Below are 14,310 nucleotides of genomic sequence, written 5' to 3'. Positions count from 1 at the left end.
CATGGCCTCACCCACGTGATGTCGGCGGTCGACTGGCAAGAAACTATGCGTATTGACCAATCACTCGCGAAATCGCTGATCCGCCTTTGGAGTCATATCGCTCCGCCCCATCGCCGCCAACTGGTTCTTCTTCTCGCACTCATGATGATCGCAGCCATATCCGAGATTGTAAGCATTGGCGCCATCTTCCCCTTCTTAGCCGTACTGACGGCACCAGAGCGGGTATTCGAACATGCTTATATTCAGCCTTTCTTGAGGTGGTTCGAGCTGACTCGGCCTAATCAGTTGCTATTACCACTGACCGTAGGCTTCTGCGCAACGATCATCATCGCAGGATGTATGCGTATGCTCTTAGTGTGGGTGCAGACCCGAATTTCCTATACGATAGGTGCGGATCTAGCGCTAGACGTCTATCGCAAGACTCTCCATCAGCCCTATGCCGTTCATGTATCTCGCAACAGCAGCGAAATCATCAACGGAGTCTATAGCAAAGCCAGCAGCATTAGCAGCTATATGATTCTCCCCGTAGTGACCATCGCTAGTACCGCCATGCTACTGGCGGCGATTTTGATTACTTTGCTAGCCGTCGATCCGCTAACCTCCTCGATGGCCTTGGGTGGCTTTGCGCTGATCTATGGTCTGGTGATCAAGTTGAGCCATCGCCGGCTATTAGAAAACAGTCAACTCGTCGCTGATGAGGCTGGACGCGTCATCAAGTCCCTGCAGGAAGGATTAGGCGGAATCCGGGATGTGCTTATCGATCGTACGCAGGAGGTCTATTGCCGTGTGTTTCGCAAGGCAGACCTTTCGATGCGCAACGCACAGATCAATAGCGCCTTCATCGCGCAGAGCCCGCGCTTCGTGGTGGAAGCGCTAGGCATGCTGCTGATCGCCACATTAGCGTACAACCTCACTTCCGATTCCGGTGGTATTTCCTCTGCTATTCCCATTCTCGGTGCATTGGCATTAGGTGCACAACGACTATTGCCAATTTCCCAACAAGCTTATCAGGCTTGGGCGACCATCCGAAGCAATCAGGCTTCACTACTAGATACGCTGAGTCTCTTGGATCAACCTCTGCCAGACAATGGGAATGACGCCCATTTGATGCCACTGCCGTTTGAGCGAGATATACAGCTAAGAAATGTATCGTTCCGATACACGCCGGACACTGATTGGGTTCTCCGCAATGTCAATTTGCGAATCCCGAAGGGTTGCCGAGTGGGCTTCGTCGGTGCTACCGGATGCGGCAAGAGCACCATGTTGGACGTCATCATGGGATTGCTTAGTCCGACGACTGGCCAACTCGTCGTTGACGACACCCCCATTGACGCCAGTAACATGGAAAGATGGCAGAAACACATCGCACACGTACCCCAGACCATCTTTCTTGCCGACAGCAGTATCGAGAGCAATATTGCCTTTGGCGTCTCACCAGACAAGATAGACCGCGAACGGGTCAGGCAGGCTGCTCAGGAATCCAATATCTTGGAGACGATCGAATCGTGGTCAGATAAGTTCAACACTGGAGTTGGGGAACGCGGCGTGCGTCTGAGCGGCGGTCAGCGCCAACGTATTGGGATTGCTAGGGCGTTATACAAGCAGGCCGATGTTTTAGTACTCGATGAGGCAACTAGCGCGCTGGACAATGAAACCGAGCGCGCGGTAATGAACTCCATCCGCTCCCTAGGACCGCACATGACAGTGCTGATAATCGCCCACCGTCTGAATACGCTCAAGGGTTGCGATCTGATCGTGAAACTTGGCCCAGGCCAGAACATTCAGTCGGGTGCCCGTAAAGACTTATTATCTGACATATGAGAAGCCTCGCCATGCTTGAAAATTCATCGATTCTAATTACGGGCGGCACAGGCTCTTTCGGCAATACATTCGTGCCGATGACATTGGCCAAATACAATCCAAAAAGAATTGTCATTTTTTCTCGCGACGAAATGAAGCAGTGGAACATGGCAAAGAAGTTTGGTGGCGATCCAAGGGTGCGCTTCTTCATTGGTGACGTCCGTGATCGGGAGCGTTTATATCGCGCCCTGGATGGGGTCGACTATGTGGTACATGCCGCGGCGACAAAAATCGTTCCTACAGCAGAATACAACCCGTTCGAATGTGTCAAAACGAACATCAATGGTGCGATGAATCTCATAGACGCCTGCCTCGACCAGCGAGTGAAGCGGGTAGTTGCCTTGTCGACGGACAAGGCAAGCAGTCCAGCGAATCTGTATGGCGCTACTAAGTTGGCATCGGACAAGTTATTCGTCGCAGGCAACTCTTATGCCGGAGACAACGACACCCGGTTTGCGGTGGTTCGCTACGGGAATGTCATGGGCTCACGCGGTTCTGTTATCCCTTTCTTTCTTTCTATCAAGGACAAGGGTGTTCTTCCGATCACCGATAGGCGTATGACCCGTTTTATGATCACGCTTGAGCAAGGAGTCGATCTCGTTTGGCACGCGTTCGGTGACATGGAGGGGGGCGAAGTTTATGTCAAGAAGATTCCGTCGATGAAAATGACGGAACTCGCCCACGCGGTTGCACCGGAGTGCAAACTGGAATTCGTTGGCATCCGCCCAGGTGAAAAGCTGCATGAACAAATGATAAGCGAGGAGGACTCATACTACACCTATGAGTATGATGAGCATTACAAGATTCTGCCAGCGATCAATAACTGGGCCACATGCAAGAAGCGAATTAAGGATGGCAAGAAAGTCTTCGAGGGATTCAGCTATACGAGCGACAACAATCCGGAATGGATGACAACAGAGGAACTCCAAGCTTGGATTGGAGCGAATCACGAAAAAATAGGGAGTTTCTAAAAGTGATTCCATACGGTCGTCAGGAAGTAACCCAGGCTGATATTGACGCCGTCGTGCAGGTGTTACATTCGGATTTTCTGACACAAGGGCCGATAGGGCCTCGTTTTGAGGATACGGTTGCGCAACATGTTGGAGCGCGTCACGCTGTGGCCATGAACAGCGCTACCTCTGCCCTTCATATCGCATGCCTGGCGCTCGGTCTCGGGCCAGGTGACTGGCTATGGACCAGCCCCATTACCTTTGTTGCATCGGCTAATTGTGGACTCTATTGCGGAGCTCAGGTCGATTTTGTGGATATTGATCCGCAGACTTACAACATGAGCGTTGAGCGCTTGGAGGAGAAACTGGCCGAAGCGCAAAAAAGCGGCACGTTACCAAAGCTTATTATACCGGTGCACCTATGTGGCCAACCATGCGACATGGCCGGCATCCACGCACTAAGTCAGAGGTATGGTTTTCGAATTATTGAAGATGCGTCGCATGCCATCGGCGGCAAGTATAAAGGTGAGCCGATCGGCAATGGGCAATATAGCGATATCACGGTGTTCAGTTTCCATCCCGTCAAGATTATCACCACAGGTGAAGGTGGCCTGGCAACTACCAATAACGCGCAGTTGGCGGAACGCATGACCCTGCTTCGTAGCCACGGTATTACGCGGGATCCGACCAGAATGACGCATGTCCCCCACGGGGGGTGGTACTACCAACAGATTGACCTAGGGTTCAACTATCGTATGACAGAGATACAGGCTGCCTTAGGACTGAGTCAGATGGCCCGGCTCGACGAATATGTCGCGCGTCGGCACGCTTTGGCCAGGGATTACAAAATCAAGCTTGCGGCGCTGCCAGTAACGACACCTTGGCAGCATCCGGACGGGTACTCAGGTCTACATTTGTACGTTATCCGCCTTCAATTGGAACGGACAAATAGGTCACATCGCGAGGTTTTCGACACATTACGTGAAAATGGCATCGGCGTGAACGTACATTACATACCCGTGCATACTCAGCCGTACTACGAGCGACTCGGGTTCAAACTCGGCGATTTCCCAGAGTCGGAACGCTACTATGCCGAGGCGATCAGCCTGCCTATGTACTCCGGACTGACAGGCGATCAACAGGATGTCGTGGTCTCCACACTCGAACGGGCTCTCGCCATCTGACGCGAATCCCAAAACGAAAAAGCGCCGCCCATCTTAATATTTATTCTCTATAGCATCGAATGTCACAAAAAGACGTATTCCTTTCCTCAGAAGCCGATGCTTGGTATGAGCGCAACCTGAAAGCCGTGAAGAAAATAGATTTTTCCATTGATCCGGTGTCACTGGCCGTGCTGGAACTCGTCACAACGTTTCCACCAGAGATGCAAGCACGCAGATTGCGGGTCTTGGAGGTCGGATGCGGCGAGGGTCGGCGACTTGAATGGCTGGCAGCAAAGCTTAATTTGGACGTTTACGGCATCGAGCCATCTGCCCTCGCTGTCGACAAGGCACGCGCCCGAGGCATTACGGCAGAGCGTGGCACCGCCGACGATTTACCATTCGATGATGCAACATTTGACGTGCTTATCTTCGGGTTCTGCCTCTACCTTTGTGATCGGCAAGATTTATTTCGTGTCGCGCAGGAAGCTAACCGGGTCCTCAAACCAGATAGCTGGCTTGTCATCAATGATTTCTACGCCCCGCATCCGATCAAGCGGGAATATCACCACAAACCCGGCGTCTACTCATATAAGATGGATTACCGCCGGTTATTCACTTGGCATCCGGCGTATACCTGCTTTGCGCACAAGGTCACCTTTCATGGGAGAACCGAGTTCACAGATGACTCACAGGAGTGGATGGCCACATCAGTCATGCGCAAGAGGATGGAAAGCCAATGAGTCAGCGCCTAGCCTTAGGCACAGTCCAATTTGGACTTGAGTATGGCATTGCAAACAAATCAGGCCGGGTTCTCCCCGGTTCGGCAGCTGCAATACTAAGCGAGGCAGCAGCTCATGGGATCGACATTCTGGATACTGCCATTAGCTATGGTGACAGTGAGCGTGTTCTCGGTGCCGTAGGAGTCGTCGACTGGAAGGTCGTAAGCAAGATGCCGGCAGTCCCTGACGAGTGCACAGACATCGCCAACTGGGTTCGGGATCAAATCAAAGGGTCGCTTACACGATTGCGCGTTAGCCGCCTCTATGGTCTGTTGCTGCATCGGCCTGATCAATTGCTCGGGCCACACGGCCGTTCGCTGCTGAACGCACTGGAAGATATTAAGAATCAGGGGTTAGCGCAGAAAATAGGGGTTTCCATCTATGCGCCAGAGGATCTGGCCCTATTGTCGGATGTCATGCAGCTTGATCTCGTGCAGGCTCCATTGAATATTTTGGACCGCCGTCTGGTCGACTCCGGCTGGGCACGGCGCCTGAAACAGCAGGGAACAGAGCTGCATATTCGTTCGGTATTTCTTCAGGGTTTGCTACTGATGCATACATCGCACCGCCCAGCGGAGTTCAGCCGATGGCAGCCGCTGTGGTCAGTTTGGGATAAATGGTTGAACCACACCGGCCAGACGCCACTGCAAGCATGCCTTCGCTATGGCTTGTCAATCGATGACGTCGACAGGGTAGTCGTCGGTGTAGACAGCGCCGATCAACTCCGAGAGATCCTAGTTGCCGCTCAAGGCAGCCTCGACAGTGTTCCCGCTTGGCCTGAACCGCTCGATGCCGATCTAATCAATCCCGCCCGTTGGCATTAGTTATGAAAGTCGTCGCGATAGTCCAAGCCCGTATCAACTCCACCCGTTTGCCAAACAAGGTGCTCAAGCCGATTGCAGGGCGGCCAATGATCGAAGTTCTTCTTGCCCGTCTGGCTTGCGCGACCGAGATCGATGAAATTGTCGTTGCCACATCCCGGGATAACCAAAACCAATCTCTTACCGACGCTGTCGCCCAGTTGGGCTATCGATGCTATTCAGGAAGCGAAAACGATGTGCTTGACCGTTTTGTGCAAGCGGCGCGTGCGGCCTCTGCTGATGTCGTGGTGCGGATTACCGGCGATTGCCCGCTCACTGATCCAGTTCTGGTCGACGAAGTAGTCAAACGATTTAAGGCAGCGAAGGTCGACTACGTCTCAAATACGTCGCCACCAAGCTACCCGGACGGACTGGATATCGAGGCATTTACCTTTGCAGCGCTTGAGTGTGCCGCACGCGAAGCAAATAAGGGCTTCGACCGCGAGCATGTGACGCCCTACCTTCGCGAAAATGGGAAATTCCGAAAAGCTAACATACAAAACGAGGAAGATCTCTCCGGCTTTCGATGGACAGTGGACGAAAAGGTCGACTATGACGTGATTAGCGCCATATTCAACCATTTTGCACCCGACATCCACTTTGGATGGAGGCAGGTGCTGGAACTGCAGCGCGCACAGCCTCGGCTATTCGCAGCAAATCAAACACTCATTCGGAATGAAGGTGCCAGTATGGGAACCGGTCAAAAACTCTGGAAGCGAGCCAAGCAGGTGATTCCTGGCGGCAACATGCTTCTCTCAAAACGTGCGGAAATGTTCCTGCCAGAACAGTGGCCAACCTACTTTAGCAAAGCAAAGGGCTGCAATGTCTGGGATATGGATGGTAAGCGCTACATCGATATGTCGATCATGGGAATCGGTACCAATATCCTTGGCTACGGTCATCCAGAGGTTGACGCGGCCGTTCGTCGAACCGTAGACAGCGGCAACATGTCTACGTTCAATTGCCCTGAAGAAGTGTACTTGGCGGAGAAGCTCGTCGAGCTTCACCCATGGGCCGACATGGTCCGCTTTGCACGCTCGGGCGGGGAGGCAAACGCAATTGCAATTCGTATTGCGCGCGCCGCGTCGGGGCGCGATAAGGTCGCCATATGCGGTTATCACGGCTGGCACGACTGGTATCTGTCAGCTAACTTAGGCGATCACAAGGGCTTGGATGGTCACTTGTTGCCTGGCCTTGAGCCTAACGGCGTACCTCGAAACTTGCGCGGCACCGTATTTCCCTTCCACTACAACAACTATGCCGAGCTGGAAACCTTGGTGAATACACACGACATTGGCGTTATCAAAATGGAGGTCGTCCGCAACAAGGGTCCGCAGGACGACTTTCTGCATAAAGTCCGTCAACTCGCGACGGACCGTGACATCGTACTAATCTTTGACGAGTGCACATCAGGCTTTCGTCAAACCTTCGGCGGGTTGCATAAGATGCATGGAGTTGAGCCCGATATGGCCATGTTTGGCAAAGCCCTGGGCAATGGCTACGCTATCACTGCCACGATCGGTCGGCGCGCGGTTATGGAGGCGGCCCAATCCACCTTCATCAGTAGCACGTTCTGGACCGAACGAATCGGTCCGACTGCCGCTCTTAAGACTCTGGAAATCATGGAACGCACCAAGTCGTGGGAAGCCATCACACAGACGGGCTTAGCAATTAGAGAACGCTGGCAAGCCTTGGCCGACAAGCATGATTTAGAGATTGAGCATTGGGGTTTGCCTGCTCTGACGGGCTTTACGATACAAAGCGCGAACGCTCTCGCCTATAAGACCTTAATCACCCAGGAGATGCTGGCCAAAGCTTACCTGGCCGGAAACAGCGTGTATGTATGCACCGAACACAGCCCTGAAATCATTAATGGCTATTTCGAGTCCTTGGAGCCGATTTTTGCCCTGATCGCCGAGTGCGAAAATGGACGCGATGTCCAGTCTCTACTAAAGGGCCCAATTTGCCACGGCGGCTTTAAGCGATTGAACTAAACGAATGAAAATCGCCTTTCGAACCGACGCCTCGCTCGATATTGGAAGCGGCCATGTCATGCGCTGTTTAACGCTAGCCGATGCCTTACGCGACCGCGGCGCATCATGCCACTTCATCTGCCGCGAGCATTCCGGCCATCTGCTCGAACTCATTCAAGAGCGAGGTTATAATGCCATCGCGTTGCCGATAGATCAGGCCGTATATCCTAACCTAGCCAAGACTACCGCACTTCACCACGCCCACTGGCTCGGCACTGACTGGCAGAGCGATGCCGAGCAAACGCGGACGGCGATAGGCGTGGAGCCAGCCGACTGGCTGATCGTCGATCATTACTCCCTGGACGCCAACTGGGAATGTGTGCTCGCACCATACTGCTCTCGGCTGATGGTGATCGATGACCTCGCCGACCGGCCTCACATTTGCGATCTTCTGCTCGACCAGACTTTTGGTCGCGCCGCAGAAGATTACCACGTGTGGGTGCCGACGCACTGTCAGCTACTGTGTGGCTCGCACCATGCCATCCTAAGGCCCGAATTCGAGGCTCTACGCACTTATAGCCTCCAGCGCCGTACACAACCGCAGCTGCGGCAGCTCCTAATCACCATGGGCGGCATCGATAAGGATAACGTTACGGGGCAAGTGTTGGCAACGCTGCCAGACTGCGCGCTACCGGATGACTGCGAGATTACAGTGGTGATGGGCATCAAGGCCCCTTGGCAGACTGAAGTTGAGTGCCAGGCGCAAAGTATGCCTTGGCCGACGCGAGTACTAGTGGGTGTAACAGATATGGCACAAATTATGGCCGATAGTGATCTCGCCATCGGCGCGGCCGGGGTGACCTCATGGGAACGCTGTTGCCTAGGGTTGCCGACGATAATGTTAATGCTGGCCGAGAACCAGTTGGCTGTCGCCCGAGGACTGGCTCGGTCCGGCGCCGTACAACTGATCGAACGTAGTAAGGACATCCAACGACAACTTCCGGCGCTCCTCGACCAGTTGGTCGCCTCGCTGCCTGAACTGACGGCCATGAGTAATGCTGCAAGCACCATCGCCGACGGCCAGGGCATCAATACTGTCATCTCATTTCTTGAGGGCTGAGTAATGCCCCGCCTCCCTCCACGCGTCCGTCTCATGGCGGCTGCCGACCTCGAAATGGTATTGGCTTGGCGCAATCATCCTAAGGTGCGTCGCTACATGTACACACAACACGAGATCTCGCTCGACGAGCATTGCAGGTGGTTTGAACAGGCCTCGCTGGATCCGCACCGGCATCTGCTTCTTTATGAGGACGGCCCAACTCCTTTAGGTTTTGTCAACATTTACCAGAGCGCTCCGGGCGGGATCGCCGACTGGGGCTTTTATACGGCCCCCGATGCACCGGACGGAACAGGCCGTATGCTTGGCAATGTAACGTTACGCTATGCCTTCTCTCACGTCAGCCTGCATAAGCTCTGCGGACAAGCACTCGCCCTCAACGAGCGCTCTGTCCAATTCCATCGGTCGCTCGGTTTCACGCAGGAGGGTACCTTGCGGCAACAGCATTTTGACGGCCAGCATTACCACGACGTGCTGTGCTTCGGCCTGCTCGCACAAGAATGGCTGGCGAAAGACTGAGAGAACTCTATGACACACATTCCGAGTATCAAAATTGCAGGTCGGCGAATCGCCTCTGATGCACCGCCCTATATCATCGCCGAACTCTCCGCCAATCATAACGGCAAGCTCGAAACTGCCCTCAAGATCGTCGAAGAGGCAAAGAAAGCAGGTGCTGATGCTATCAAGCTGCAGACTTACACAGCCAGCACCATTACCTTGGACTGCGACTCGGAAGAATTCCAGATACATGGTGGATTATGGGATGGCAAGACGCTCTACCAGCTCTACCAAGAAGCACATATGCCCTGGGCCTGGCACAAGCCGCTATTCGAATATGCTCGCAAACTCGGCATCATCCTCTTTAGCTCACCCTTCGACAATACTGCAGTCGACTTTCTCGAGGATCTCAACGCTCCCGCCTATAAAATTGCCTCTTTCGAGGCGGTAGACCTACCGCTCATCAAATATGCCGCCAGTACCGGCAAGCCAATGATCATCTCCACAGGTATGGCTAATGCTGAAGAGATCCAGGAAGCTATCGACGCCGCCCGGACCGCCGGCTGCAAAGAGCTTGCCATTCTCCACTGTGTGAGCGGCTACCCTGCACCGGCGGAAGACTATAACCTGCGCACCCTCCCCGATATGATGGAGCGCTTCGGCCTAGTTACCGGCCTATCCGATCATACCCTCGATAACACCACCGCAATCGCCAGTGTGGTGCTGGGAGCTTCGATCATCGAAAAGCACTTCACCCTTAACCGCAACGGCGGTGGACCGGACGATAGTTTCTCGCTAGAGCCTCCGGAGTTGGCGGCGCTATGCCACGATAGCAAGACTGCGTGGGCGGCTCTAGGAAAGGTGGATTATGGGTGCAAGTCGAGCGAACAGGGGAACACAAAGTTCCGACGGTCGCTTTACTTTGTACGCGATCTCCGTGCTGGTGAAGAGATCGTAGCAGATGCCGTGCGGAGCGTGCGTCCGGGCTACGGCATTGCGCCCAAATACCTCGAAGAAGTGGTAGGGCGCAGGGTGGTCCGACCTGTACGAAAAAATACGCCAGTTACCAGAGAGAATATCGAATGATGGCGACGTCAAAGCCTAAAGTGGTTGCCACCATTGAGGCGCGCATGACCTCATCGCGCTTGCCGGGCAAGGTACTTCTGCCCGCCGCTGGCGAACCTATGTTGATGCATCTCGTGAAGCGTCTGCGCGCTGTTGAGTCCATCGATGCGATTGTAATCGCGACGACGACAAACGACAGTGATGAACCGATTGTGGAGTTTGCCAAAGCAACTGGAGTGCTTTGCCACCGTGGCAGCGAGGATGATGTGTTAGCCCGTGTCATTGGTGCAGGCGATATGGTTCAGGCCGATGTGCTGGTCGAGATCACAGGCGATTGTCCCGTCATTGACCCAGATCTGGTCGAACAGACGATCCGAATGTTCTTCCATCACGACGTGCAGTATGTAGCCAACTCGCTGATCCGCAGCTATCCAGATGGCATGGATACACAGGTTATGGGGCTCTCCGCCTTGAAGTTATCAGCCACGATGACAAATGACCGGCTAGATAGAGAGCATGTTTCCAGATTCATCTGCCAACATCCCGAAATGTTTTCACATCTGCATCTGATAGCCCCACCTTCCCTGCATTGGCCAGAACTAGGACTAACTCTTGACGAAGAGAGGGACTATCAGTTATTAAAAAAAATAATCGAGGAGTTGGCGCCGGTCAATCCCCTATTCGGCTGTGGCGATATGATCCGCTTATTGCGCGCCCGGCCGGAATGGGTGAATATCAACCGACAAGTCTTGCGCAAGGGGGACTCATGACCATTGGCGTCGTCGTCGTGGGGTTGGGCCAGATAGGCATGACATCCGACTTTGCGCTGGATGCAAACGTGCATGTCCAAACGCACGCACGTGCATTTCATCAGCATCCGTCGTTCGAGTTACTCGCTGGCGTTGACAGCTGTGTACAACGGCGTGAAGAGTTTAGCCAGGCGTATGGCCGGCCCGCGTTTGCGACCGTGTCCGAGGTTCTGCAATCGATTGACCCCGCCCTGGTGGCGCTGGCAGTTCCAACGGAAGCGCACGGGTCCGTTCTTGAGGAAGTGCTGGCCTCGCATAGGCCGGCCGCCATACTTTGCGAAAAACCTCTTTCCTACAACCTCGGAGAGGCGGCCCGCATCGTTGCTTCGTGTGCTCAGACCGGTACTCAACTGTTCGTTAATTATGTGCGCAGAGCTGACCCTGCGGTGCATGAAATCAAAGCCCGGCTGGACTCCGGCCAAATCGCCCTTCCTTTGAAGGGGGTGGCCTGGTACTCAAAGGGCTTGTTCAACAATGGTTCCCACTTTCTCGATCTTCTGCAGTATTGGCTCGGAGAGTGGCAGGGATTCAAGCTCGTGCAGACCGGCCGCTGTTGGGGTGACGATCCCGAACCCGATTTTTTGGCCACATTCGTTGGTGGTCAAATCCAGTTCTTGGCAGCGCGCGAGGAAGACTACTCACATTACACCGTTGAGCTGGTCTCGCCCAGTGGCAGACTGCGATATGATCTGGGCGGCAGCCGCGTGCTCTGGCAAGCTGCCATCCCGAGCGTTACTTCTCTTGACTATACCGTGCTGAATCCAGCCCAACAAGAAATTCCGAACGATCTCGCGAAAATCCAATGGCATATGGCCAATCAACTAGCGGCAGCACTGTCAGGCAGGCCCACTGCAATTTGCACCGGCGCCCAAGCGCTGCGCACCATCGAACACCTTACTTCCATCAAGAATGCACTATGACCACAAAGCTAAATGACACGCGTCTAGCCCTTTTTGGCGGCCCAAAGACCATTGATCGACCTTTTAAGCGCTACAACCCGATCGGTCGGGAAGAGGTAGAGGCGGCAAAACAGGTGGTTGAAAGTGGCGTGCTTTCGCAGTTCATCGGCGCATGGGATCCGGACTTCTATGGCGGTCCGAAGGTCAAGGAGTTTGAGCGAAAGTGTGAAAACTACTTCGGGGTGAAACACGCAATCACGGTCAATTCATGGACGTCCGGTCTAATCGCGGCTGTTGGGGCCATCGGGATTGAACCGGGAGACGAAGTGATTGTAACGCCGTTCACCATGTGTGCCAGTGCGACGGCAATCCTTCATTGGAATGCGATTCCCGTATTCGCCGACATAGACCCGGATACGTTTTGCCTGGACCCGAAATCCGTCGAAGCGAATGTAACTCCCTTTACCAAGGCCATTATGGCTGTCGACATTTTTGGCCATTCGGCCAATATGGATGCGCTGATGGAGATTGCGCGCAAGCATAAGCTGAAAGTCATCACCGATACTGCGCAAGCACCCGGCGCTATGTACAAGGGCCGTTTCGCAGGAACCCTGTCACATGTGGGTGGCTTCAGCTTGAATTACCACAAGCATATTCACACCGGTGAAGGTGGCATCTTGGTGACGGACGATGATGAACTTGCCGAGCGGTTGCGCCTAATCCGCAACCACGCGGAAGCGGTAGTAGGCGATATGGACTTGGCCAATCTTACGAACATGATCGGCTACAACTTCCGTCTCGGCGAGATCGAATGCGCCATTGGCATCGCGCAGCTCGACAAGCTGGCTGAGCTTGTCACCGGACGCCAAAAAATCGCGCAACGACTGACGGTCGGTCTAGCTGGCCTGAAGGGGCTCAAGACACCGACCATCGAAGAGGGCTGCACTCATTCCTATTATGTGTATCCGCTTGTTTTCGACGTAAAGAAGCTTGGCATCTCGCGCACACGCATCCTGGAAGCCCTGCAGGCCGAAGGCCTGCAGGGCTTGGCTGGCGGGTATGTGAATGTTCACTTACTGCCTATGTACCAGAGAAAGATTGCATACGGCACTCATGGCTTCCCCTGGTCCAGCGATGTATGCCGACGTGAGGTGAATTACGCAAAGGGGATCTGCCCGGTGGCGGAAGAACTGCACGACCAGACTTTTGCCGGTTTCCCAATGTGCTTGCATGAGTTGACGGATGATGATGTCGCGTTGATCATTGCGGCCTTTCGCAAAGTCTGGGCTCAGCTCGACAGCCTCCATGCCTAAGTATGTACGAGATCGGGAAGAAAGCATGAGCAGCACGCCCGCCAATAGCCAGAATTCAGCCCGTTTGATCGACTGCACCTCAGATAGCGCCTGGGACGCCTTCATTCTTGCCAGCCCGCAATGCAGCATTTTTTCTCTCAGCGGATATCTAGCCGGCCAAGGCACAACTCATACCAAGCTCTTCTACGAGATGGAGGGGCAGATCGTGGCGTCGGCGCTCATCATCACGCCGGATGACAGTAAATTTCGCGCCCCCTATCCGTATTCGCTCTACCAAGGTATTGCCCTTGCGCCGATGGCTGCCCAAGGGCACTCAGCAATCTCCAAGCATTTGAAGATTATTTCGGGTTTGGCTGATGCGATAAGCCGACGTTATCCACATCATTCGCTTTGCCTTCATCCATCCCTCACGGATCTTCGTGGTTTCCAATGGTGCAATTATCATACCCCCGACTTGGGGGCATATGAGTTGTCGCTATCCTACACAGGCATCATACGCCTAGACCAGTTCTCTAGTTTTGAGGACTTTCTTTCTTCGATTCGAGCGGCTCGACGGCAGGATGCCAAGAAAGCGGAAAAGGCCGGCCTTCGCATCGAACCGTCCCACGACGTGGATGAGTTCATCCATCTATACGCACTTACATTCTCACGCCAGGGAATCGTACCGGATGACCTTCATCTGGATCTGGTGCGACGCATCGTGCATTCTGTCCTGAATGCTGGATTGGGCCAGATACTTGTCGCCCGCAACTCAGCTGGACAGGCTACCTCAGCGGTCATGACGGCGACTGATCCAAACTGCGCCTATTATCTGTTTGGCGCTACCGATCCGGCATTTCGCTCTAATGGTGCAAACAGTGCGCTATTGCTTCGCGTCATCCAAGATGGATTTTTATCCGGTAAAAAAGTATTCGATATGATCGGGATCAACTCTCCGCAACGCGGCGATTTCAAGACTAGTTTCAATGCAGCACCTACTCCATTTTTTATTCTTAACTTCAACAATAGTATTGTTCGCTGAAAG

At 53.9% G+C, this 14,310-nt stretch carries 13 protein-coding genes; all 13 read left to right on the top strand.

Features of this window, described 5'->3' with window-relative positions; all coding sequences use genetic code 11:
* Positions 1-45: 45 nt before the first annotated feature.
* From OEG81_RS01235 to OEG81_RS01175, 13 genes are read left to right on the top strand one after another with little or no spacing between them, the layout of a single operon-like run.
* A complete protein-coding gene (locus OEG81_RS01235) occupies positions 46-1,821 on the top strand; it encodes an ABC transporter ATP-binding protein (protein WP_264130878.1) in 1,776 nt (591 codons plus the stop codon).
* Between the two features lie 11 nt (positions 1,822-1,832).
* Complete coding sequence (pseB, locus tag OEG81_RS01230; RefSeq protein WP_264130877.1) at positions 1,833-2,831, top strand: UDP-N-acetylglucosamine 4,6-dehydratase (inverting); 999 nt, start codon at positions 1,833-1,835, stop codon at positions 2,829-2,831.
* 2 nt (positions 2,832-2,833) lie between these two features.
* On the top strand, positions 2,834-3,994 hold the full coding sequence (pseC, locus tag OEG81_RS01225; protein ID WP_264132664.1) for a UDP-4-amino-4,6-dideoxy-N-acetyl-beta-L-altrosamine transaminase: 1,161 nt from the start codon (positions 2,834-2,836) through the stop codon (positions 3,992-3,994).
* A gap of 59 nt (positions 3,995-4,053) precedes the next feature.
* Positions 4,054-4,713 carry a class I SAM-dependent methyltransferase gene (locus OEG81_RS01220; protein WP_264130876.1) on the top strand — a complete coding sequence of 220 codons (660 nt, stop codon included), beginning with the start codon at positions 4,054-4,056 and terminating at the stop codon, positions 4,711-4,713.
* Positions 4,710-5,576, top strand: a complete 867-nt coding sequence (locus OEG81_RS01215; protein WP_264130875.1) for an aldo/keto reductase — start codon at positions 4,710-4,712, stop codon at positions 5,574-5,576. The genes OEG81_RS01220 and OEG81_RS01215 overlap by 4 nt, the downstream gene beginning before the upstream one ends.
* Positions 5,577-5,578: 2 nt before the next feature.
* Positions 5,579-7,606 (top strand): aminotransferase class III-fold pyridoxal phosphate-dependent enzyme, encoded by a 2,028-nt coding sequence (locus tag OEG81_RS01210; RefSeq protein WP_264130873.1) that lies wholly within the window; start codon positions 5,579-5,581, stop codon positions 7,604-7,606.
* Positions 7,607-7,610: 4 nt separating this feature from the next.
* On the top strand, positions 7,611-8,705 hold the full coding sequence (pseG, locus tag OEG81_RS01205) for a UDP-2,4-diacetamido-2,4,6-trideoxy-beta-L-altropyranose hydrolase (RefSeq protein WP_264130872.1): 1,095 nt from the start codon (positions 7,611-7,613) through the stop codon (positions 8,703-8,705).
* Between the two features lie 33 nt (positions 8,706-8,738).
* Positions 8,739-9,221 carry a UDP-4-amino-4,6-dideoxy-N-acetyl-beta-L-altrosamine N-acetyltransferase gene (pseH, locus tag OEG81_RS01200; protein ID WP_264130871.1) on the top strand — a complete coding sequence of 161 codons (483 nt, stop codon included), beginning with the start codon at positions 8,739-8,741 and terminating at the stop codon, positions 9,219-9,221.
* 9 nt (positions 9,222-9,230) lie between these two features.
* A complete protein-coding gene (pseI, locus tag OEG81_RS01195; RefSeq protein WP_264130870.1) occupies positions 9,231-10,286 on the top strand; it encodes a pseudaminic acid synthase in 1,056 nt (351 codons plus the stop codon).
* Positions 10,283-11,035 (top strand): glycosyltransferase family protein, encoded by a 753-nt coding sequence (locus OEG81_RS01190; RefSeq protein ID WP_264130869.1) that lies wholly within the window; start codon positions 10,283-10,285, stop codon positions 11,033-11,035. The genes pseI and OEG81_RS01190 overlap by 4 nt, the downstream gene beginning before the upstream one ends.
* Positions 11,032-11,994, top strand: a complete 963-nt coding sequence (locus tag OEG81_RS01185) for a Gfo/Idh/MocA family protein (protein ID WP_264130868.1) — start codon at positions 11,032-11,034, stop codon at positions 11,992-11,994. Before OEG81_RS01190 ends, OEG81_RS01185 begins: the two co-directional genes overlap by 4 nt.
* Positions 11,991-13,286, top strand: coding sequence for a DegT/DnrJ/EryC1/StrS family aminotransferase (locus OEG81_RS01180; protein WP_264130867.1), 1,296 nt, complete (start codon positions 11,991-11,993; stop codon positions 13,284-13,286). Before OEG81_RS01185 ends, OEG81_RS01180 begins: the two co-directional genes overlap by 4 nt.
* Before the next feature lie 25 nt (positions 13,287-13,311).
* Positions 13,312-14,307 (top strand): GNAT family N-acetyltransferase, encoded by a 996-nt coding sequence (locus OEG81_RS01175; RefSeq protein ID WP_264130865.1) that lies wholly within the window; start codon positions 13,312-13,314, stop codon positions 14,305-14,307.
* The last annotated feature ends 3 nt before the right edge of the window (positions 14,308-14,310 follow it).

The sequence above is a fragment of the Pollutimonas sp. M17 genome (assembly GCF_025836975.1).
In the GTDB taxonomy this organism is placed as follows: Bacteria; Pseudomonadota; Gammaproteobacteria; order Burkholderiales; family Burkholderiaceae_B.
Note: the sequence above shows the minus strand (reverse complement) of the source record. Positions and strands in the feature narration are given on the sequence as shown.

Excerpts from the sequence above, each read along its gene's own strand:
- pseH (WP_264130871.1), top strand. The coding sequence starts at position 8,739 with ATGGCGGCTGCCGACCTCGAAATGGTATTGGCTTGGCGCAATCATCCT.
- pseI (WP_264130870.1), top strand. The coding sequence starts at position 9,231 with ATGACACACATTCCGAGTATCAAAATTGCAGGTCGGCGAATCGCCTCT.
- OEG81_RS01220 (WP_264130876.1), top strand. The coding sequence starts at position 4,054 with ATGTCACAAAAAGACGTATTCCTTTCCTCAGAAGCCGATGCTTGGTAT.
- OEG81_RS01235 (WP_264130878.1), top strand. The coding sequence starts at position 46 with ATGCGTATTGACCAATCACTCGCGAAATCGCTGATCCGCCTTTGGAGT.
- OEG81_RS01215 (WP_264130875.1), top strand. The coding sequence starts at position 4,710 with ATGAGTCAGCGCCTAGCCTTAGGCACAGTCCAATTTGGACTTGAGTAT.
- OEG81_RS01175 (WP_264130865.1), top strand. The coding sequence starts at position 13,312 with ATGAGCAGCACGCCCGCCAATAGCCAGAATTCAGCCCGTTTGATCGAC.
- pseB (WP_264130877.1), top strand. The coding sequence starts at position 1,833 with ATGCTTGAAAATTCATCGATTCTAATTACGGGCGGCACAGGCTCTTTC.
- OEG81_RS01210 (WP_264130873.1), top strand. The coding sequence starts at position 5,579 with ATGAAAGTCGTCGCGATAGTCCAAGCCCGTATCAACTCCACCCGTTTG.
- OEG81_RS01185 (WP_264130868.1), top strand. The coding sequence starts at position 11,032 with ATGACCATTGGCGTCGTCGTCGTGGGGTTGGGCCAGATAGGCATGACA.
- OEG81_RS01180 (WP_264130867.1), top strand. The coding sequence starts at position 11,991 with ATGACCACAAAGCTAAATGACACGCGTCTAGCCCTTTTTGGCGGCCCA.
- OEG81_RS01190 (WP_264130869.1), top strand. The coding sequence starts at position 10,283 with ATGATGGCGACGTCAAAGCCTAAAGTGGTTGCCACCATTGAGGCGCGC.
- pseG (WP_264130872.1), top strand. The coding sequence starts at position 7,611 with ATGAAAATCGCCTTTCGAACCGACGCCTCGCTCGATATTGGAAGCGGC.